The organism is Sinomonas cellulolyticus, assembly GCF_014656475.1.
GTDB lineage: Bacteria > Actinomycetota > Actinomycetes > Actinomycetales > Micrococcaceae > Sinomonas > Sinomonas cellulolyticus.
Genome location: NZ_BNCM01000002.1, coordinates 98,307 through 118,325, shown reverse-complemented (window position 1 = coordinate 118,325; position 20,019 = coordinate 98,307). Strand labels below are relative to the sequence as shown.

Genomic DNA, 20,019 nt, shown 5'->3' with positions numbered 1-20,019 from the left:
GCCCGTCACAGTCGCCGCAGGAGGCCGGCACAGGATGGCCACAGGATACGGGCCGACTCTGGAACGAGAACTTCTCACTCCAGGAGGATCCGATGGCCCACCACGAGCCGCCCCTTTCCGCGCAGCCGGACGAGCCCGCGCAGACCGTGCCCCAGCAGCCCGTCGCCGCGAGCGCTCCTGATGCTCCCGCCCACCCTGAAGCGCACGACGCCGGCCCGCACCAGGGCGGTGAGCCCGCCTCGGGCTGGGGTGCGCCGCAGGGCCAGCCGGGCCAGCCCGCCTCAGGCTGGGGTGCCCCGCAGGGCCAGCCGGGCCAGCAGCCGCAGGGCTGGGGTGCGCCGCAGAGCCAGCAGCCCCAGGGCTGGGGTGGCCCGTATCAGAGGGGCGGTGCGGAGCCGATCTACCCGCAGCAGTCGGGCGGTTGGGGCGCTCCACTACAGGGGCGCGCAGGACAAAGCCCCCGCCCGGCGGCCGACCGCTGGCGCCGGCTGAGCACCGCACAGAAGGGCCTCGCCGCGGGTGCGGTCGCCGTCGTCATCGCTGGCGGGGCGGGAGCGGCCGTCTGGGCGGCGAACTCCGCGAATTCGGCCAACGCGGCGAACGCCCAAGGCACCCAGAACGGAATGAACGGCTTCCGCGGACAAGGCGGCCCCGGGGGCCAGGGCGGCCAGAATGGGACGAACGGCCAGGGACCGGGTGCCCAGGGAGGCACGCGGGGCCAGGGCTTCGGCGCGGGCGGCCTCGGCGTCGGCGCGATGGGCCAAGTGCTGCACGGCGAATTCGTGGTGGTCCGTGACAACGCGACCGTCACGATGGTCGAGCAGACGGGTACCGTGACGGCCGTGTCGGGCCAGTCGGTGACGGTCAAGAGCACGGACGGATTCGAGCAGACCTATGCGCTCTCCTCATCGACCCAGTACGCCGCCCGTGGGGTGCGCGGCCAGAGCGGGAACGGGGGCCAGAGCGGGAACGGCAGTCAGCAGTCGGCCACGCTCGCCCAGGGCCAGACCGTGACCGTCTCCGCGCTCAAGGACGGGCTTGCGGCGCAGACCATCATGATCCAGGGCGCCTCGAGCGGGACGGAGTCGAGTACCAACTGACTTCGGCCATCAGCCGGCACCGAGGGAGGAAGCTGCGCGCGGCAGCGAACGACGGCGCCGCCCGCCTCGAGCATGAGGCGGGCGGCGCCGTCGTGCGTGCCGCAGGAACTGGAACTCAGTACCAGTTGTGCACGAGGTGGAACGCGAGGGCGTTCGCAGGCGAGCCGTAGCTCTGCTTGATGTAGTTCAGGCCCCACTCGATCTGGGTCTTGTAGTTGGTCTGCCAGTCGGCGCCGGCACTGGCCATCTTGCCCGCCGGAAGCGACTGCGCGATGCCGTACGCACCGCTGGAGGCATTCGTGGCCGTGGTAGTCCAGTCGGACTCCTTGTTCCACAGGGTGATGAGCGCACTCATCTGATCCTGCCCCCACCCGTAGGCGGAGAGACGGCTGGCAGCGTAGGCCTGGGCCCCCGCCGGATCGTTGACCGCCTGCGGCGGAGCGGCTGCTGCCTTGTCGGCGGCGGCCTTGTCCGCTGCTGCCTTGTCGGCTGCTGCCTTGTCGGCGGCGGCCTTGTCCTGAGCTGCCTTGTCCGCTGCGGCCTTCTGAGCAGCAGCCTTGTCCTGAGCGGCCTGGTCGGCGGCAGCGCTCGCGAGCACGGTCTTCTCGCTGGGGTCTGCCGAGACGGACGCCGAGGACGCCGTGGACGTCACCGCAGAGGCACGGGCCAGGTCCGTGGCGTTGGCGGTTGCGGCCGCACCGCCACCGGCTACGGCGAGCAGTCCGAGCGAGAGTGCGACGACGGCGCTGCGGTGGCCGAAGCGGTCGCCGGACGCGAGTCCGGCCTTGGCCGCCACGCGGGCGAGCGCGGAGGAGTTGGTGGAAACGGCGCGACGGCGGCCGTGCGGGCGTGCGGCATCGCGGGCAGGGGTCTTGCTCAAAGCGTGTGGGCCTCTCGTTGGCGCCTGCGAAGTTAGCTGTCGGGTTCGGATGAGAGTCATCCGGCCCGGCCTAGGTGGCCTGGGCTTAACCCCGAGGCTTGCACCACACGCTCGTCAGGAGCGGGCGCAGCCGCTGGTGGGTCCTCCGTCTCTGCCTTGTGTTTCCTCCCAGACGCGTCGGCAGAGCTCGGCGGACAAGGTCGGGAGGTACCCCCGGTCGCGGAGGCACCCGTCCACCCTACGGGAACATCGCCACATTGTCACATTTGGGTAACGGCAGATCTCGGCTGGCCCCCTGCGTGACTAGCTCAGCGCACGCCGCGCTGTCCAGCGCGGCTACAAGCGGCGTGGCGCCACGTCGAACCCTGCTCGCATGCTGAGACCTCGGTCACGGGAGAAGCGCAATGAAGATGATCGGGATCTCATCGAATATTGTTCGACAAAAGGCGTGGAGGAAGCCGGAAGTTCTGAAAAAAATCGTTCATATCCGCCGGGGGCCGAATTGTGAGTCTTGTCACAATTGCCGGGCTTCGTCTCGAATCGTGAGACGAGGATCCTATTGTTACTTGCCTGTAGCCATTGTTACGCCCCAGACTCTTTCTGTGAACAAAGACGCAGCAGTACCTGCAGCCGCAGTCTGGCCCCTCGGCTCACCCGCCGCACGGTCCATCCACTGCTGTCGAATGTCGAGCTGACCGCACCACCCCAAGCACCAAGCACACGTCCTTTTGCCGCCCAGCGTCGGGCACTATCCGTCACGCGGGCGTCCCAGCTCCGCATTCGAAGCCGTCACGGCTAGTCTCACGAGGTTCATCCATGTCTGTTGCATCCGGCTACGTCCACATCTCCGTCCGCAATGCCCAGAAGGCCCAGCAGGCGGGCCACCGCCCTGCGTTCGGCGCCCGCTTCGGCGCGGCCGAGTCACGCCAATACCCCACAGCCCTCCACGCGGCCCAGCCCTTCCGGCCGTCGGATGACCATGCGCCCCTCACTGCACCGACAGCGGTGATCCAGCCCGGCGCCGAGCAGGTGCGCGCCGTGCAGCCGGACAATGTTGCGCACGGCTTCGTCGTCTACGTAGGCCTCTCCGAGCAGCAGGCCGCCGCTGCCGGAACCTCGATTGCCAGGATCGCCCAGGAGATCCGGGCCTACGCCCAGAGCCTCGTCGAGGGCGTGGAAAGCTATGCGGCAGTGGCTGTGGCCCCCGCGGATGCTCCGGGCTCATCCCTCGACGTCGTGCGATCCACCTTCGGCGACCCGACCGTGGCCAGCCGCCCGCAGCGTCCCGAACCGCGTCCCGCCCCGGTGACGGACAGCCGCCCGTCCGGCGTGCTGATCGATCTGGCCCGCCGCGAGGTGCACCTCGACGGCGAGACGCTGAACCTGACGTTCAAGGAATTCGAGCTTCTGAACTACCTGGTCGAGAACGGCGCCCGGACCGTGAGCCGTGACGAACTGCTCGAGAGTCTCTGGAGGAATGCCGAGGAAGTCCCGAACGAGCGCACCATCGACGTGCATATCCGCCGCCTGCGCTCCAAGCTGGGCCGCCTCGCCAATACCGTGCGCACGGTCCGCGGGCAGGGCTACCGCTTCTACGAGCACCCCGAGGTCATCGTCTGGGCGGCACCGGAGTACTCGATCTAGCGGTCGTCTCCCGGGCGGCCCCAGCCGGACTAGGCGCCCCTGCCCGTAGGCTAAGGGGGTGACCAAGCACCACCTCAAGCGCCTCGTCGTCCTGCGGCATGCGAAGGCGGCGTGGCCTGAAGGGGTGGCCGATCTGGACCGTCCCCTCGCCGAGCGCGGCCACGCCGACGCGCCTGAGGCGGGCAAGTGGCTCGTGAAGCACCGCGTCATCCCGGACTTCATCCTGTGCTCGACAGCCCTGAGAACCCGTCAGACCACCACTTGGGTGTGCGAGGAACTCGGGGAGAAGGCGCCGACGCCGAAGCTGGAGTCAGGCCTCTATGCCGCAAGCGCGGCCCGGATGCTCGCGGTGGTGAACCATGTGCCCGAGACGGTTCGCTGCCTGCTGGTCGTAGCCCATATGCCGGGCGTGCAGGACCTTGCGCTGCGGCTCGCCTCCCGGGATTCGGACCAGGACGCATACATGGACGCTGCGACGCATTTCCCCACTGCGGGCCTCGCAGTGCTCGAGACTGAGGCACCGTGGGCCGAGCTCGACGGCCAGGATGCCCGCCTCGTCAGCTTCGCCGTGCCGCGCGCGCAGAAGCGCTGACACCTTTCGGTCCGACCGGGATCCGCCGGACGGTGACCTGCGCCTGGCGTACGGCTGGCGCGGGAGCCTTCCGCGGGACCGACTTCCGTGCGGAGGAGCGCTTCCTGGCCGGCGACGCCGTTCGGCCCGGGCCGCGGGAACTCCTGGGGGCGGCTGGGCGGCTCCGCGCGGCCGCAGGACGCGGCTCCGGCCAGACCGCACCGACAAGCAGCACGGCCAGTGTGAAGGCTGCTGCGGCCACCGCGCCGAAGAAGTAGGGGTCCGCGTCCTGGCTCGAGACGGTCGTGACGGAGTTCGGATCCTGGTCCCAGGCGAGCCCCAGCATCCTCAGGAAGGTCAGTGCTGACCCGATGGCCAGCGCGGATCCGCCGCAGGCCACGGCTGCCAAGGCGTAGCGGGACATGCCCAGCACCGCATAGAGGGCGCAGGCCACGAAGGCTCCGGCCCCCAGCAGTGCGAGGCTCGCCCACCCGGCGTCGAGCGTGAGGGCGGCTGCCGCAGACAGCGCCGCAGCCCCGCCGGCGGCCCAGAGGGTGAACCGGGCGCTGCGGCGGAGGGGGAGGAAGCGGGAGGCCATGTGCCCAGTGTGACAGCTGTTTCTCAAGTTATCAGTGTTGTTGGTATGGGTTGCTCGTCATGTCTCCCAGAAGGCTCCGGCGGCCAGCGCCACGACGGCCTCCACGGCCGGCCCCATCGGCTTGGCCGGCATCGCCGAGACACGGTCCACACCCACCACGAACGAGGCTCCGAAGAGGGCGGTCGCCACGGCGTCGAGATCCTGGCCCGGACGCAGCGGGCGCCCGACGCGCGCGAGGGCGGCGTGGATTTCACCCAGCACCTCGGCCCGCATCCCCGCCAGCACCGAGTGCCACGTGCCGTCGGGCCGCCACTGCTCGCCCATCCACAGCCGCACGAACGCCGGGTAGGCCTCGATGAAGCCCAGGGCGTTCGCCACCATCGCCCGCACCTCGTGAAGGGGAGGACGGGCAGCGCCCTGGTCGTCGCGCGTGCGGGGCGACGTCCCGCCGTCGGGCGTCTGCGGCGCGACCGCGGCGGCGAGTGCCGCCCGCAGCAGTGCCATGCCGTGGCGGAGGAGCTGCTCCACGAGCCCGTCCTTGCTGCCGAAGTTGTAGTAGACCGTGCCCTTGGCCACGCCCGCCGCAGCGGCGATCTCGTCCACCGTCACAGCGGCGGCTCCGCGCTGTCCGATGAGCTCCATCGCCGCGTCGAAGAGCTTCTGCCGGGTCGCCTCGGTCCGGGCGCTCGCCGGGCTCTGCCCGCTCATACCGCGATCTCCGGCTGGAGGGTCTTGAGCCGCCACGTCTTGCTCTTCCGGGTGCCTGCAATGTTCAGCAGGCCGCCGAGGAGTGTGTAGCCGAGGAGGCCGACGACGGTCGGCAGGATCCCCGAGAGGTCACCGCCGTAGATGAGATGGCGCATTCCCTGGACCACGTAGCCCATCGGGAGGACCTGGTGTGCGATGCGGAACGGCTCGGGCGTCATCTGCCATGGGAATGTCCCGCCGGAGGAGACGAGCTGGAGGATGAGCAGGATCAGCACCACGAACTTCCCGGATGTGCCCAGCAGGGCAACGATCCCATGGATGACCGCGCTGAACGCGATCCCGCCCAGGAGCAGGAACAGCCACATGAGCAGCGGGTGCGCCGGGGCCAGGCCGAGGGCGAAGTCCACCACCGCGGTCAGCAGGGTGGCCTGGACCGCTGCGACGACCGCGAACGGCAGCCACCCGCCGACGGCGATCTTCCACGCGGGCGCGTTCGAGGCGAGGGCCCGGACGGTGAACGGCCGCATCGCCTGCATGAGCATGAAGATGCCCACCCACATCGCGAGGGAGAGGAAGAAGGGTGCGAGGCCAGCGCCGTAGGAGGCGGCCTTGGTCTGGGAGACGTGGTCGATCGCGACCGGGTCGCCCATGACCGCCGAGACGTCCTTCACCTGCTGGCCGGACGGGTTCGGGACCTTGCCCGCGCCCTCGGCGAGGCCCTCCGCGAGCCGGTGCGCGCCGTCGTCCGCCTGGGAAGCACCGTCCCGGAGCTGGGCCGCGCCGCTGTCGAGCCGGGCCGCGCCGTCGTCGAGCTTCTGCGTGCCGTCCAGGGCGGCCTGCTCACCGGCGGCGAGCCTCTGCGCGCCGTCGAGCGCCGACTGCTGCCCGGCGGCGAGCTGGGACGCTCCCTGCGAAAGCCGGTGCGCGCCGTCGTCCGCCTGCCCCACCGCGGTGGCCAGCGCAGGCATGGCCCCGGCAAGCTGGGCAGCGCCGTCGGCGACCTTCTGCGAGCCGTCCGCGAGCTGCTGGACCTGGCCGGCGGCGGTGTGCAGCTGTGCCCGGGCATCCGCGAGGGGCGCCGAGGATTGAGCCGCGGTGACGTCGGCGAGGATGGCGTCCGCCTGGGTCTGGGTCAGGGCCCCCTCCGTGACGAGCCGCGCTGTCGTCTCCTTCACCCGGCCCTGGACGGCAGCGTCGGCCGCATCCACTGCCCCCACCGCCGACTGGACCTTCTGGTTCAGGGCGGCGTTGCCCGCGGCCACCTGCGACGCGCCGTCCGCGAGCTGCCGCGTGGTGCCGGGCAGCACAGACGTCTTGCCGCGCAGCTGGTCGAGGCCTGAGGCCAGCTGGCCCGAGCCCGCCGCGAGCTGTTCGGTTCCGTCGCGCAGCTGCGTCTGGCCGGCCACGAGCTGGCTGGCGCCGTCGCGGAGCTGCGTCTGCCCGGCGACGAGCTGGTCCGCGCCCGCGTGGAGTTGCGATGCGCCGTCGGCGAGCTGCACGGAGCCGTCCCGGAGCCCGTCGAGGCCGTCGGCGAGGGTTCCGGCGCCGTCGGCCGCGGCGGCGACCTGCCCGTGGATCACGCCGTAGCCGGTGAGGAGCCTCGAGGCCGTCTCCGTGCCCACCTGCTTCGCGACGGAGTCGTGGACCGCCGTGGTCACCTTGTCCACGATGGTGCTCAGCAGGTAGTTGTTGGCGTCGTTCGTGGTGACCTGGAGCATGGCCTGCTTGGCGGTGTCGAAGCTCGCCGGGGAGGCGAGGTTCGAGGAGAAGTCCCCGGGCAGTGTCAGCTCGAAGCCGTAGGTGCCGTTGCGGACGCCCGCCTCGGCCTCCGCCGCGCTGGCCACTCGGTGCCAGTCGAAGAGGTGCCCGTCCACGAGGGCCTGGGCCACCTCGTTCCCCGCGTCGAGGTGCGTTCCGTCGGGCGCGTCCGCGCCGCGGTCCTCGACCACGAGGGCAGCCGGAATCCGGCTCATGTTCCGGTAGGGATCCCAGTTGGCATACAGGTACACCGCGCCGTACAGGAGGGGCACCGTGACGAGCGCCAGAATGGTGAGCTTGGGCAGCAGGCCGTAGGTCATGCGCTTGAGCTCCGAGCGGGCGAGCCGGAGGACCGTCACGCGGTCACCTCCACGAGCCGGTCCGTGAGAACCTCGCCCAGCTGGCCGCGCACCGAGTTCCCGGCCGCCGCGGCCGGCCCCTCCCACTCGTGTGGGAGAGCGGCCACGATGCCCACGACGGCGAGCGGCCGCCCGGGGCGTGCGGCGGTCGCCGCGAGGAACGGGAGCCAGTCCTGCGGATCGTCCGAGTGGCGGTCGGGGGAGTCCAGGACGAGCAGGCCGGTCTCGGGATTGGCGAGGGCAAGCGCGGTGAGCAGTTCGGTCCGACGGCGTGCCGGCAGGTCCTCGGCCCACTGGTCGGCGACGTCCTCGAAGGCGTTGACGGTGAGCCACGCCGCGGGGTTGCCGGGGCCGCGGTGGCGGCGGGGGAGGAGGGCGAGATCCTCTGCCACGAGGTCCCTGACCCTGAGATGGAGCTCGGCCTCGTTGATCTCGGGGGCGTCGACGACGGCGCTCGCGCGCCGCAGCGCCGCGAGGTCCCTCCTGGCCGACCCCCTCGGGGCGCCCCATCTCGCCGTTCCCTCGGTGGGGGCCACGCGTCCGGAGACGGCGAGGGCCAGCGCGGTGCGGTGGTCCCGGCCGTCTGCCTGGACCAGGACGAGCTCACCGCGGCGCGCTTCGAAGGAGGTGGGAGGGACGAGGTCGCTGTGCCGCCCAGACACTCGGAGGCCACGAACTGAAAGCATGCTCTCGATTGTAGGAAAACTGACCGGTCAGTACAAATCGGGGGTCAAGGGGAGCACGGGTGCCCTCTGGGGGCCTCTGGGGGAGACTTCTTCGTGGGCCCTACAGCCCGTAGGCCTCGAGGAACCTCAGCCATACCTCGCTGAGGGTGGGGAAGGACGGCGTCGCATGCCACAGGCGCTCGAGCGGAACCTCGCCCACGATCGCGATCGTCGCCGCGTGCAGCAGCTCGGCCACGTCCGGTCCTGCGAAGCATGCGCCGACGAGAGTGCGGGCATCCTCGTCGACGAGGAACTGCGCCCACCCCTCGTAGTCCTCCGCGTGCTGCCACGCACCCGCTACCGAAATCGGCAGCTCCACGGCGCGCACACGGATGCCCGCCTCCCAGGCGTCCTCTTCCGTGAGGCCCACCGTGGCGAGCTCAGGATCGGTGAAGACCACGTGGGGCACGGCGAGCACGTCGGCGGTGCGGGCGTGGCGGCTCCACGGGGCAGGTGCAGCTTCCAGCTCGCCGCGCGCGGCGGCGACGATGGCATCCCCGGTGATCCGCGCCTGGTACTTGCCCTGATGGGTGAGCTTGGGACCGCCCGAGCAGTCGCCCACGGCGTACAGCCACGACAGCCCCTGCACCCGGCCGGTCTCCGCGACCCGCAGCGCGTGGGGCTCGATCCCGAATGCCGGCAGGCCGAGCCCGTCCAGCGCCGGGCGGCGCCCGGTGGAGACGAGCACCCGTGCCGCTTCCAGCGTGCGGCCGCCCGGGAGCGTGAGCCGCACGGCGCCGTCGTCCGTCTCCTCCGCCAGCTCAGGCGAGACGCCCTCCAGGATCTCGACGCCGTCCGCGCGCAGCCCGTCCGCGACAAGGCTCCTGGCGTCCTCGGGGAAGGCACTCAGGAAGGACCCGCGCGCGAGCACCGTGACCCGCGACCCGAGCCGGGCGAACGCCTGGGCCAGCTCGGCGCCGGCGACGCCCCCGCCGATCACTGCCAGGCTCTCCGGCACCTCCTGGGTGCTCGTCGCGTCCGCGGTCGTCCAGACCGGGACGGTGTGCAGTCCCGGGATCTTGGGCAGGGAGGGCACCGAACCCGTCGCGAGCACGACGGCGTGCCTCGCCGTGAGCGTGAAGTGGTTGCCGTCGTCGTCGGTCACCCACAGGCGCTTGGCGCCCGTGAGCCGGGCCGTGCCGCGGACGAGCGCGATGCCGGCGTCCTGCGCCCAGCTGACCTGGCCGGCGTCGTCCCAGTGGCTCGAGGCCTCGTCGCGGTGCGCGAGGACGGCCGGGACGTCGAGGCTTCCGGCCACCGCTTCACGCGCTCCGGGCACCCGCCGCGCCGCGTGGAGTGCCGTGCCCGGCCTCAGGAGGGCCTTGGAGGGCTCGCAGGCCCAATAGGAGCATGCGCCCCCGAGCAGGCTCTTCTCCACGATGGCGGCGGTGAGGCCGCCCTTCACTGCTCGGTCGGCTGCGTTCTCGCCCGCCGCCCCGCCGCCGACCACGATGACGTCATACTCGGTGTCCACCCCAGCATGCTACGGGAGCGCGGGGGTACGGCGCGGGCGCTGCGGGGTCGCGGGGGGGGAAGTGACCCCTCAGAGGGGATGTGACCCCTCAGAGGGGAAGTGACCCCTCAGAGGGGATGTGACCCCTCAGAGGGGAAGTGACCCCTCAGAGGGGATGTGACCCCTCAGGGGGGATGTGACCCCTCAGAGAGGAAGTGACCCCTCAACGTTTCAGGCGAGGGCGTCCCGGAACCAGCCGGTGATCGACGTCGGGTGGGTGATGGCGGTGCCTACCACCACGGCGAAGGCCCCGGCGTCGAGCGCGGCGCGGGCCTGGGCGGGGGTGTGGATGCGGCCCTCCGCGATGAGCGGCCGTCCCAGGCCGTCGGAAGCCACGTCTGCGAGGAGCTCGAGGTCCGGCCCCTCGGTCTTGGCACGTTCCCCGGTGTACCCCGCCAGGGTCGTGCCGATGAGGTCGGCCCCGGCATCCGCGGCGGCGCGGGCGTCGTCCAGTGAGCCGCAGTCGGCCATCACGAGGGCGTGCGACTCAGCATGGATTCCGGCCACGGTCTGGGCGAGCGAGAGCCCGTCCGGCCGCTCGCGCCGCGTGCCGTCGATCGCCACGACGTGAGCGCCGGCGGCCGCGACCGCGAGCGCGTGCCGCAGCGTGGGCGTGATGAAGACGCCGCTGTGTCCGTCCTTCCACAGTCCGATCACCGGCACCTCCACGGCGGTGCGGGTGAACTGCACGTCGGCCACGCCCTGCACGCGCACGGCTGCGGCCCCGCCCTGCACCACCGCTTCTGCCATCCGGGCGGTGATGTGCGGCTCGCGCAGCGGCTCGCCAGGGTAGGCCTGGCACGAGACGATGAGCTGGCCGCGCAGGGCCTCGAGGGCGTCGGGGGTGAGGATCACGGGAGGGGGACCTTTCAGGACGGGGCGCTGGGCGATCGGCTAGGAATGCGCGAGGACCTCGGGCGAGAATACGAGCCGCGCGGCACCGGCGAGGGCGGCGGCCCCGCCGAGGGAGGCCCGCACGAGGGGCAGGGCGGCGAGCGGCGGCATGAGTTCGGCCCGGAACGCTGCCTCCATCGCCTCCCACCACAGGGGCCCGGCGTCGGCGAGGCCCCCGGAGACCACGATGAGCTCGGGGTCGAGGATGTTCGCCAGGCCGCCGGCTGCCTGACCGGCCGCCCGCGCGGCGACGGAGATGGCCGCGACGGCGACAGAGTCGCCGCCGGACCGGCCGTCGTCGGACCGGCCGCCGCCGGACCGGCCGTCGTCGGACCGGCCGCCGCCGGACCGGTCGCCGCCGGACCGGCCGCCGTCGGACCGGCCGCCGCCGGACGAGGCCCCTTCGGCCCGCTCGAACACGGCCTTGGTGTCCGGCACGGCGGGATCGCCGCCGCGCCGGAGGTATTCGGAGTGCAGCGCGGGGCCTGAGGCGATCGCCTCGACGTGCCCCGCGGAACCGCACACGCACGGCAGCGGTGAGCCCGCGGCGTCGTGCGCGAAGGGGGAGGCGACGTGGCCCACGTGGCCGCCCACCCAGCGGTGGCCCAGGAGCGGCCGGCCCCCGACCACGAAGCTGCCGCCCACGCCGGTGCCGAACGCGAGCAGGAGGGAGGACGACGTCGCGCGGGCAGCTCCCAGCCACGCCTCGCCGAGCGCGTGCGCGTGGACATCGTTGACGACGGCGGTGTGCAGCCCCGTCCGGCCGGACAGGCCGCCGGCGATGTCGGTGCCGGCCCAGCCGCGGATCGCGTCGGTGGCCGAGACGACCGTGCCGTGCGCGGCGTCGATCACCCCGGCCGAGCCGACCCCGGTCCCAGCCACCCCGAGGCCCTCCGCGGCGGCGCGCCGCCGGATGCGGAGGATGAGCTCGGCCGTCGCGTTGAGGATGGCCTCGCCGCCGTCCTGGGAGAGCGTGGGGATCGTCTCCCGGAACAGCACCTCGCCGTCCTCGGAGACGAGGCCGCCCGCGGTCTTGGTGCCGCCGAGGTCGACGCCGATCGCATGCCTCACGCTGTGGGCCTCCTCGGGGTCGGGTGGGGGTCGGAAGGACGGGCGCGGTGGAAGGGGCGCCTCAAAGCAGCCCGGTCTCCACGAGGATGCGGCGGATGGTCTCGGTCTCGGCCTCATTGAGCGACTCCATGGGGGTGCTCATGGTGTTGGACTCGATGATGCCCATGAGCTGCAGGGCGGTCTTGAACGCGCCGAGCCCCGCAGCCCCGCCGGAGACGCGGTTTCCGGGCGCGTACACGATGTCGAAGACGCGCGCGAGGCGGTCCTGTTCGGCGGCGGCGCCGGCCCAGTCGCCGGCCTTGGCGAGGTCGTAGAGCCTGCGGTAGCCGGCCGGGTCCACGTTGCCCAGGCCGGGGACGACGCCGGCCGCGCCGCCCAGGAGCGCGCCGTCCACGACGACCTCGTGGCCGGTGAAGACCGAGAACCCGTCGAGGCCCTTCGTGGCCAACAGGAGCTGGCGGAAGGAGACGTCGTCGCCCGAGGAGTCCTTGACGCCCGCGATCACGCCATCGTGAGCGAGGCGGACGAGCACGTCGGTGGGGAGCTTGTAGTGGGTGCGGACGGGGACGTCGTAGGCGAAGATGGGCGTGGCGACGGCCTCGTGGATCGCGCGGAAGTGGGCCTCGGTCTCCGCGGCGTTGCCGATCGCGTAGTACATGGACGTGATCACGAGTGCGTCCGCGCCGAGGTCGACCATCTTCTTGGCCTCGTCGATCACGCGGTTGGTGGTCTGCTCGTTCGCGCCCACCACGAGCGGGACGGCGCCCGCGTTGGCCTCGGCGATCGTGCGGACCGCGAGCTCGCGCTCGGCGTTCGTCATGTAGGGCACCTCACCGGAGGAGCCGAGCACGAACAGGCCGGTCACCCCGCCGTCGATGAGGTGCTTCGTGACGTTCTTGAGGGACTCGACGTCCAGCGTGCCGTCGGCGTGGCGGGGGGTGACGACGGGCGGGATGACGCCGTGGAAGGTGGCGGGCACAGAAATCTCCTCGGGAGGGTGGGTGGGTCCGTGAGTGTGGTGGGTGGGAAGCTGGCGTCAGGCGTGCAGGAGGCTCGGCGCGGCGCCGAGGAGCTTCCGCGTGTAGTCGTTGGTGGGGGAGTCGAAGACCCGGGCTGCGGTGCCCTCCTCGACGATCCGGCCCTTGAAGACAACGCAGATCCGGTCAGAGACGTATCGGACGGTCTGGATGTCGTGGCTGATGAATACCATGCCGAGCCCGAGCTGCTGCTTGAGGTCGTTGAGCAGGTTGAGCACCTGGGCGCGCACGGAGACGTCGAGGGCGCTCGTGGGCTCGTCGGCGATGATGATCTCCGGCTCGAGCGCGAGGGCACGGGCAATCGCGACGCGCTGGCGCTGGCCGCCGGAGACGTTCGACGGCGTGACCTCCGCCGCGGACTGCGGCAGTCCCACGACGGCGAGCAGTTCCCGGACCCGGGCTCGGCGCGAGGCGTCGTTCCCGACCCCGTGGACGATGAGCGGGTCGAGGAGGATGTCCTGGATGGTCATGCGGGGGTTGAGGGCCGTCGCAGGGTCCTGGAAGACCACGGAGACCGTCCGGCCGAACTCCTTGCGGAGGGCGCCGTCGAGCCGCTTCACGGGCTTGCCCCGGAACATCAGTGTGCCGTCGGTGGGCGGCTGGAGGCCGACGAGGACGTTGGCGAGCGTGGACTTGCCCGAGCCTGACTCTCCCACGATCCCGACCGTCTCGCCGCGGCTGACGGAGAAGTCCACGCCGTCGACCGCCTTGACGATGGTGGGCCGGAACAGGGAACCGCCGCGCGCGCGGTGGTGGACCTTGAGGTCCTTCAGCTCAAGGACGGGAGCGTTGCCGGCTCCGGTATTCGCAGTCACTGCACTCCTTCCTTGACGAGGTCGCCGTGGCGGCTCGCGGTCTTCTCATGGCTGGCCCAGTAGTGCTCCGGCTCACCCTCGACGGGCACGAATGCCAGGCGCTGGTCGGGGTCGGCGTCGGGGCGCAGGGAGCGCTCGGCGAAGCGGTCTCCGGCGGCGAAGTCCCGGGGCGATGGGACGGTGCCGCGGATCTGGTGCAGGCGGGGTGCGTCTGCCTCGATCGAGAGGACGGAGCCGAGGAGGCCGCGGGTGTACTCGTGCCGCGGGTTGCGCAGCAGGTCCGAGGTGCGTGCCGTCTCGACGACCTGGCCGGCGTACATGACCGTGACGCGGTGGGCGAGTTCGGCGACGAGGGCGAGGTCGTGGCTGACGAACACCATGGCGAAGCCCAGCTGCTCGCGCAGCTCGTTGAGCAGGTCGATGACCTGCTTCTGGACCGTGACGTCCAGCGCCGTGGTGGGCTCGTCCGCGACGACGATCTTGGGGGAGCGCGAGAGAGCCATGGCGATGACGACGCGCTGCCGCTGGCCGCCCGAGAGCTCGTGGGGGTAGGAGCGCAGCGTTCGGTCCGGGTCGAGCTTGACGAGCTCGAGCAGCTCGCGGGGGCTCTTGCGTCCGCGGCGCCGGGTGAGCTGCTCCATCTGGTCCTTGATGAGCATGGACGGGTTGAGCGCGCTCAGGGAGTCCTGGTAGATCATCGCGATCTGCTCGCCGCGCAGCCCCTCGTAGCGCTTGGTGCGCTCCTTCGGGCTGTTCGTGAGCAGCTCCTTGCCCTCGAACCGGATGGAGCCCGAGAGCTCCGCGGTGGGGGCCTGCAGCCCCATGACGGCGAGGGAGGTGATGGACTTGCCGCAGCCGGACTCCCCGACCAGCGCCATGGTCTCGCCTTCGCGCACCATGAAGGAGACACCGTCCACGAGCGGGATGTCGCCGTAGCGGTTCGGGAAGCGGATCGAGAGGTCCTCGACCTCGAGCACGGGCCTGGCATCGGGACTCACCTGCGGGAGGCGGTCTGTGCGGGCGGACTCGATCTGCGCGAGCTTGGCGAGCTCGAGGTCGAGCAGGGCGGTCGGGTCGGAGTCCAGGCGGGCGACGGCGTCGGCCGCCTCGGCGGCGAACGCGGGGTCGGGCGCGTCGTCGCTGCCGACGGCGGCCAGCTCGCCGGCTGGGCTGCCTGCGGCGGAGGTGCCCGAGGCGAGCTCCTCGACGGCCGCCCCGGCGACGGTAGCTGCCGACCCGTCGTCGTCCCTCACCTTCGGCGCCCTGCGCAGGCGCGGGTTCACCATGGCATCGGTGAGGCCCTCGGCGAGGATGTTCAGGGCCAGGACGGTCAGCAGGATCGTGATGCCGCCGAACGTGGTGGGCCACCAGCCGCCGGAGAAGACCAGCTGGCGGCCGTCGCTCATGACGTTGCCCCACGAGGCGGCGGGCTGCTGGACACCGGCACCGAGGAAGGACAGGGATGCCTCGAGGATGATGGCGTCGGCGACCATGACGGTGGCGAACACGAGCACCGGCGCCGCGGTGTTGCGCACGATGTGCTTGCCCAGGATGTAGAAGCGGCCGGCGCCGATGACCCTCTCCGCGCGGACGTAGTCCTCGCCGTACTGGGAGAGGACGTTGGCGCGGACCACGCGGGCCAGCTGCGGTGAGTACACAATGGCGATCGAGAGGATCAGCACCGGCACGGTGGAGCCGAAGGCGTTCAGGGCGCCGCCCGAGAGTGCGAACATGAGCGCGGCGGCCAGGGCGATGCCGGGGAACGCCATCACGACGTCGAGGATGCGCATGACCGTCTCGTCGGCCCACTTGCGGCTCGTCGCCGCAACCGCGCCGAGGACTGCGCCGATGACCACCGCGAGGGCCACGGCGCCGAGGCCGATCATGATCGAGATGCGGGCGCCGTACAGGAGGCGGGTGAAGACGTCGCGGCCGCCGAGGTCGGTGCCGAAGAGGTGCTCTGCGTTGGGGGCCGTCTTGGGGATGAAGGACTCGTTCTCGCCGTAGGGGGCCAGCATGGGCCCGAAGATGGCCACGAGCACGATGAACGCGAGGAACGCGAGCGAGATCTTGGAGCCCACCGGCATGGCCGTGAAGCGCGCGCCCTGGTCGGCGAGGCGGTTCGCGAGGCCGGCGCGCGGTGCGAGCGTCGCGGCGGGGCGGGGTGCTGGTGACATGTCAGACCGTCCGGATGCGCGGGTTGATGAGCAGGTAGAGGAGGTCCACGATGATGTTCACGAGGACGAACGTCGCGGCGATCGTGATGACGCCGCCGGCGACCAGGTTGGTGTCCTTGCCGGAGAGGCCGCTGATGATGAGCTGGCCCATGCCCTTGAGGTCGAAGATGGCCTCGATGACGATGGCGCCGCCGAGGAGGTAGCCGATGCGCAGGCCGAGGACGGTCACGGGGGTGACGAGGGCATTGCGCAGCACGTTCTTGGCCACCACGGTGCGGTACGGGACGCCGTTGCCGACGGCGGTGCGGACGTAGTCCTTGTCGAGTTCCTCGACCATGGAGGTGCGCACCACGCGGATGAGCGAGGCGGCCACGGGCAGACCGAGCGCGAGGGCGGGCAGCGCCATCGAGTAGAGCCAGCCGGTGAACCCGTACTGGTCCGCCCACGCGAGGCCGCCCACCGGGAAGAGCGAGCCGGGCGGGAGCGCGAACCACTGGATGAGCAGGATGCCGAGCCAGAAGGACGGCGTGGCGATCGCAGCGATCGAGAAGACGCGGATGAGCTGGTCGGGCCACTTGTCGCGGTAGAGCGCGCCGAGGATGCCGAGGACCAGGGAGAGGATGACGGCGATGAGCACGCCGAGGAACGTCAGCTCTAGCGTGATCGGGAACGCGGAGGCGATCTTGGAGCCCACCGGTTCCTCCGGCGGGTTCGTCAGCCCGAAGTTGAGGGTGACGAGGCTGGCGAGGTAGGCGAAGAACTGCACGATCAGCGGCTGGTCGAGGCCGTGGTCGTGGCGCCATGCGGCCTTGGCGGCCTCGCTCGCCTCCGGTCCGAGGACGAAAGTGGCGCGGTCGCCGGGTGCGACCTGCAGGACGAGGAACACCAGGATGGTGACTCCCAGCAGCATGAACGGCAGGGCGGCGAGGCGCCGGCCCAGCAGCCGCATCAGGGTACTCACGGTTTCAAAGCTCCAGATCTTGGGGGAGTGGGGCGGACGACGGCGGTGGGGAACCCGCCGTCGTCCGCCCGGCTTCGGTGCGGCTACTTGTGGCCGACCCCGATGAACGACACGCCGGTGGTGGGCAGCGGCTGGAAGCCGTCGAGCTGCTTCTCGTCCCAGGCCGTGGGCAGCTGGCGGTGGAAGACCGGATAGAGGGGCGCCTGCTCGGCGATGATGTCCACGACCTGGCCGTGCAGGGACTTGGACTTGTCGGCGTCTGCCTGGGCGGCCTGGTCGAGCAGAGGCTGAATCTGGGCGAACTCGGGGCTGTCGGCCCAGCGGGCGCGGGTCTTCATCCACGTGCCCGGGCGGTAGAACCAGCTCAGGAGGAGGTCGCCGTCGTTGCCGAACACGCTCGGGTCGCCCGAGGCGCAGACCACGTCGTAGTCGCCGCCGTCCGCGCGCTGGCTGCTGTAGACCGTTGCGGACGGGACGATGTCCAGCGTGGTCTTGACGCCGATGGCGTCCCAGTTCTCCTTGATGAGCGGCATGATCGGGTCGATCCAGGAGTTCTGGGTCGACGTCAGGCGCAGGGACAGGCCGGAGACGCCGGCCTCGGCGAGGAGGCTCTTGGCCTTGTCGACGCTGTAGTCGTACTGGGTCTTGGCCTTCGTGTAGTCCGGGTGGCCCTCCTGGAAGTAGGAGGACGCGGCCTTGGCGTTGCCGAGGAGGGCCTTCTTGATGATGCTCTCCGTGTCCAGCGCGTAGTGGAGCGCCTGCCGCACGCGCTTGTCGGAGAACGGGGCCTTGGCGCAGTTGAACATGAGGAACAGCTGGCCGAAGGACTGCACGGACTGCACGGTGACGCGGCTCTTGAGCGAGTCGATGTCGAGGTAGGGGACGTCCTCGATGGCCTGGGTGCGCGAGGGGATCGAGTTGACGCGGGCCGTTCCGTCGGAGATGAGCAGCCACGTCATGCTGTTCGACCGGGCGGGGTACTGCCCCTTGTAGCCGTCGAACTTGGCAAACACGATCCTGTCGTTCGCGGCCGCCGAGACGAACTTGTAGGGCCCGGAGCCGACGGGCTTGGCGTCGAACGCCTTCTGCTTCTCGGCGGAGTCGGTGAGCGCCTTGGGGACCACCTTGACCACGGCGATGCGCTGGGCGAAGGCGGCGAACGGCGTCTTGAGGGTGAAGGCGATCGTCTTGTCGTCCTTCTTGGCCACGTCGGCCAGGAACGGGAGGAAGCCGGCGAAGAGCGACTTGAGCGAGGGGTCGAGGATGCGCTTGAAGGACCAGACCACGTCGTCCGCCGTCACGGCCGTGCCGTCGTGGAAGGTGGCGCCCTGCTTGAGCTCGACCTCCCAGTGCGTGTCGTCGACCTTCTTGGGGTCGGACGCCGCGAGCGCGAGGTAGGGCTTGCGCGTGGCCGGGTGCAGGTCCACGAGGCCCTCGAAGATGTGGTTGTCGGCTGCGACCGGCGTGGCGCCTGAAGCGGTGCCCGGGTCGAAGCCGGTGGAGAGCGCGAACGAGATGCCTGCGACGAGCTCCTTGGTGGGGTCCACCCCGCCGGAGGCGGAGGCGCCGGTCGAGGACTGGCTCGCCGGCGAGCATGCCGCGACGGACGCCGTGATGGCGGCTGCCGTCCCGAGCACGCCGCTCAGCTTGAGGAAGGAGCGGCGGCTGGCGTCATTGACCAGCGGCGTGGTGGTGATGGGGTTCTTCATTGTGCCTCACCGTTCGTTTCGGATGCCTGGGGGGACGTTCGGACATTCCAATATCGGATGTGGGATGTCCGAGGTCATGGATCAACTGTAAGGGTGGTCACATGGGCCGTCAAGGAGAGTTGGAGGCGGTGGATGTCCTCGCATGGCACGCCTATCGCGCAGAGGTGGGACATCCGATATCATCGAGCCGAGGGGTGAGGTGGACCACAGGTCCACGCAGCCTCTTCCTCAGGTTCTTTGAGAGTACGGGAGAAGCCGAATGGCCACGAGCAGCGCCGCACCCGCGGCCCGATTCAGCGCCCAGACGCGCTTGCGCGCCCTTCAGGCGGACATCATGGAGCTCATCCTCGAACGGGGGCTCGAGGCGGGCGACTCACTGCCCACCGAGAACGAGCTCGCGGCCACGCTGGGGGTGGGGCGCAACACCCTGCGAGAGTCCCTCAAGGTTCTTCAGGCGCTGGGCGTGATTGAGATCCGGCATGGCTTCGGGATGTTCGTGGCCCCCAGCAACTTCGACGCGCTCACGGACGGGCTCACCTTCCGGGGCCGGCTCTCCCTGCGGCACGAGGGCCACGAGGCCCTCGAACTCGTCGACGTGCGCCAGGCCCTCGAGTCCGGACTCATCGGCAGCGCCATGCGCGTGATGAAGCCCGAGCACCATGTGCGCATCGCGGCCGCTGTCGCCGCCATGGAGGAGTCGGCCGCCCGTGGCGAGTCCTTCCCCGAGGCCGACGCCGAGTTCCACCGCCTCCTCTTCGAGCCCCTCGACAACGCTCTCCTCATGAACCTCATGGACGTCTTCTGGAAGGTGTACCGCAAGATCCACCTTGAGGTCGGGCCCCTCCGGCAGGACCTGAAGGACACTGCGGCCATCCACCGCGGCATCTACGACGCAGTCGTCGCGGGAGACGTGCCGCTGGCTGCCGAGCGCCTCAACCGCCACTTCGACGGCATCCGGGAGCGCATCGCGGAGCACCACCAGCGCCGGTAGGCATGCCGCATGCGCCCTCGGCGGGTGCTGAGCCTGGGCTCAGGTCAGTTGCTCCCGCGGTACCCGAACGACCACGCTTCGACCTTGTGGAGGTCGACCCGGACCCACTCATGTCCTGCCAGGGGACCCTCGTGCACTTCGCTGAAATGCAGGTACTGTCTGCCCGGGCTCAGCAGGCCCCTCTCGTCAGCATCGGCTGATGCCCTGCCCGCGACATCCGAGATGATGTCGCCGAACCTTCCGAGGACGTCGGCAAGCTGCCTCGAATCGGCGGCGACGAACGACTCCTTCACCCCCTCGATCCAGGCCTTGAACGTGACCGCCTGTCCGCCGATCACCTGACCGCCTGCGCACACGGTCACCGCAAAGGTCACCCCTGGACCGGCCTCGTCGTTCCTGCCGAACACGGCGTCCATGACCCACTGAAGCAGCTTGTCGTGCGTGAGCAGGGCCCGTTGCTGGTTGATCTCCTTATCGGTGAAGAGATTCTCCGCCATGTCTCAACTCC

At 70.7% G+C, this 20,019-nt stretch carries 18 protein-coding genes and 1 riboswitch; of the genes, 4 read left to right on the top strand and 14 right to left on the bottom strand.

Annotation, left to right across the window (positions count from 1 at the left end):
- Positions 1-92: 92 nt before the first annotated feature.
- Positions 93-1,100 carry a hypothetical protein gene (locus tag IE231_RS02705; RefSeq protein WP_189692417.1) on the top strand — a complete coding sequence of 336 codons (1,008 nt, stop codon included), beginning with the start codon at positions 93-95 and terminating at the stop codon, positions 1,098-1,100.
- Between the two features lie 115 nt (positions 1,101-1,215).
- On the opposite strand, the gene IE231_RS02700 is transcribed toward IE231_RS02705, so the two are convergent.
- A complete protein-coding gene (locus IE231_RS02700; RefSeq protein ID WP_229866453.1) occupies positions 1,216-1,980 on the bottom strand; it encodes an aggregation-promoting factor C-terminal-like domain-containing protein in 765 nt (254 codons plus the stop codon).
- A gap of 6 nt (positions 1,981-1,986) precedes the next feature.
- Positions 1,987-2,183: riboswitch (cyclic di-AMP (ydaO/yuaA leader) on the bottom strand.
- 613 nt (positions 2,184-2,796) lie between these two features.
- On the opposite strand from IE231_RS02700, the gene IE231_RS02695 reads away from it, so the two are divergent.
- Positions 2,797-3,624: a winged helix-turn-helix domain-containing protein gene (locus IE231_RS02695; RefSeq protein ID WP_189692415.1), complete on the top strand. Its 828-nt coding sequence runs from the start codon at positions 2,797-2,799 to the stop codon at positions 3,622-3,624.
- A 58-nt stretch (positions 3,625-3,682) separates the two neighbouring features.
- A complete protein-coding gene (locus IE231_RS02690) occupies positions 3,683-4,216 on the top strand; it encodes a SixA phosphatase family protein (RefSeq protein WP_189692414.1) in 534 nt (177 codons plus the stop codon).
- Here IE231_RS02690 and IE231_RS02685 read toward each other — a convergent pair.
- The 12 genes from IE231_RS02685 to IE231_RS02630 form a co-directional block, all read right to left on the bottom strand.
- Positions 4,182-4,793, bottom strand: a complete 612-nt coding sequence (locus IE231_RS02685; RefSeq protein ID WP_189692413.1) for a hypothetical protein — start codon at positions 4,791-4,793, stop codon at positions 4,182-4,184. The two genes, IE231_RS02690 and IE231_RS02685, sit on opposite strands and share 35 nt — an antisense overlap.
- A gap of 57 nt (positions 4,794-4,850) precedes the next feature.
- The gene (locus IE231_RS02680; protein ID WP_189692412.1) at positions 4,851-5,501 is read right to left on the bottom strand and encodes a TetR/AcrR family transcriptional regulator; all 651 of its coding nucleotides are present in this window, start codon (positions 5,499-5,501) and stop codon (positions 4,851-4,853) included.
- Positions 5,498-7,618: a YhgE/Pip domain-containing protein gene (locus tag IE231_RS02675; RefSeq protein ID WP_189692411.1), complete on the bottom strand. Its 2,121-nt coding sequence runs from the start codon at positions 7,616-7,618 to the stop codon at positions 5,498-5,500. Before IE231_RS02675 ends, IE231_RS02680 begins: the two co-directional genes overlap by 4 nt.
- Entirely contained in the window at positions 7,615-8,304 is a 690-nt protein-coding gene (locus IE231_RS02670) for a sugar ABC transporter ATP-binding protein (RefSeq protein ID WP_189692410.1), read from the bottom strand. The genes IE231_RS02675 and IE231_RS02670 overlap by 4 nt, the downstream gene beginning before the upstream one ends.
- Before the next feature lie 100 nt (positions 8,305-8,404).
- On the bottom strand, positions 8,405-9,817 hold the full coding sequence (locus IE231_RS02665) for a dihydrolipoyl dehydrogenase family protein (RefSeq protein WP_229866452.1): 1,413 nt from the start codon (positions 9,815-9,817) through the stop codon (positions 8,405-8,407).
- Between the two features lie 210 nt (positions 9,818-10,027).
- Positions 10,028-10,711, bottom strand: coding sequence for an N-acetylmannosamine-6-phosphate 2-epimerase (locus tag IE231_RS02660; protein WP_189692409.1), 684 nt, complete (start codon positions 10,709-10,711; stop codon positions 10,028-10,030).
- A gap of 39 nt (positions 10,712-10,750) precedes the next feature.
- The gene (locus IE231_RS02655; protein WP_201896917.1) at positions 10,751-11,821 is read right to left on the bottom strand and encodes an ROK family protein; all 1,071 of its coding nucleotides are present in this window, start codon (positions 11,819-11,821) and stop codon (positions 10,751-10,753) included.
- Between the two features lie 61 nt (positions 11,822-11,882).
- Positions 11,883-12,800: a dihydrodipicolinate synthase family protein gene (locus IE231_RS02650; protein ID WP_189692407.1), complete on the bottom strand. Its 918-nt coding sequence runs from the start codon at positions 12,798-12,800 to the stop codon at positions 11,883-11,885.
- Between the two features lie 57 nt (positions 12,801-12,857).
- The gene (locus IE231_RS02645) at positions 12,858-13,673 is read right to left on the bottom strand and encodes an ATP-binding cassette domain-containing protein (protein ID WP_189692406.1); all 816 of its coding nucleotides are present in this window, start codon (positions 13,671-13,673) and stop codon (positions 12,858-12,860) included.
- On the bottom strand, positions 13,670-15,850 hold the full coding sequence (locus tag IE231_RS02640; protein ID WP_229866451.1) for a dipeptide/oligopeptide/nickel ABC transporter permease/ATP-binding protein: 2,181 nt from the start codon (positions 15,848-15,850) through the stop codon (positions 13,670-13,672). The genes IE231_RS02645 and IE231_RS02640 overlap by 4 nt, the downstream gene beginning before the upstream one ends.
- Before the next feature lies 1 nt (position 15,851).
- Entirely contained in the window at positions 15,852-16,811 is a 960-nt protein-coding gene (locus tag IE231_RS02635) for an ABC transporter permease (RefSeq protein WP_189692405.1), read from the bottom strand.
- Between the two features lie 83 nt (positions 16,812-16,894).
- Positions 16,895-18,520, bottom strand: coding sequence for an ABC transporter substrate-binding protein (locus tag IE231_RS02630; protein WP_189692404.1), 1,626 nt, complete (start codon positions 18,518-18,520; stop codon positions 16,895-16,897).
- Positions 18,521-18,779: 259 nt separating this feature from the next.
- On the opposite strand from IE231_RS02630, the gene IE231_RS02625 reads away from it, so the two are divergent.
- Positions 18,780-19,511 (top strand): FadR/GntR family transcriptional regulator, encoded by a 732-nt coding sequence (locus IE231_RS02625; protein ID WP_189692403.1) that lies wholly within the window; start codon positions 18,780-18,782, stop codon positions 19,509-19,511.
- Between the two features lie 44 nt (positions 19,512-19,555).
- On the opposite strand, the gene IE231_RS02620 is transcribed toward IE231_RS02625, so the two are convergent.
- On the bottom strand, positions 19,556-20,008 hold the full coding sequence (locus IE231_RS02620) for a hypothetical protein (RefSeq protein WP_189692402.1): 453 nt from the start codon (positions 20,006-20,008) through the stop codon (positions 19,556-19,558).
- Positions 20,009-20,019: the final 11 nt, after the last annotated feature.

What these genes read in the sequence shown, in the direction of transcription:
- IE231_RS02705 (WP_189692417.1), top strand. Translation starts at nt 93, where the DNA reads ATGGCCCACCACGAGCCGCCCCTTTCCGCGCAGCCGGACGAGCCCGCG.
- IE231_RS02695 (WP_189692415.1), top strand. Translation starts at nt 2,797, where the DNA reads ATGTCTGTTGCATCCGGCTACGTCCACATCTCCGTCCGCAATGCCCAG.
- IE231_RS02685 (WP_189692413.1), bottom strand. Translation starts at nt 4,793, where the DNA reads ATGGCCTCCCGCTTCCTCCCCCTCCGCCGCAGCGCCCGGTTCACCCTC.
- IE231_RS02680 (WP_189692412.1), bottom strand. Translation starts at nt 5,501, where the DNA reads ATGAGCGGGCAGAGCCCGGCGAGCGCCCGGACCGAGGCGACCCGGCAG.
- IE231_RS02670 (WP_189692410.1), bottom strand. Translation starts at nt 8,304, where the DNA reads ATGCTTTCAGTTCGTGGCCTCCGAGTGTCTGGGCGGCACAGCGACCTC.
- IE231_RS02640 (WP_229866451.1), bottom strand. Translation starts at nt 15,850, where the DNA reads ATGTCACCAGCACCCCGCCCCGCCGCGACGCTCGCACCGCGCGCCGGC.
- IE231_RS02630 (WP_189692404.1), bottom strand. Translation starts at nt 18,520, where the DNA reads ATGAAGAACCCCATCACCACCACGCCGCTGGTCAATGACGCCAGCCGC.
- IE231_RS02625 (WP_189692403.1), top strand. Translation starts at nt 18,780, where the DNA reads ATGGCCACGAGCAGCGCCGCACCCGCGGCCCGATTCAGCGCCCAGACG.
- IE231_RS02620 (WP_189692402.1), bottom strand. Translation starts at nt 20,008, where the DNA reads ATGGCGGAGAATCTCTTCACCGATAAGGAGATCAACCAGCAACGGGCC.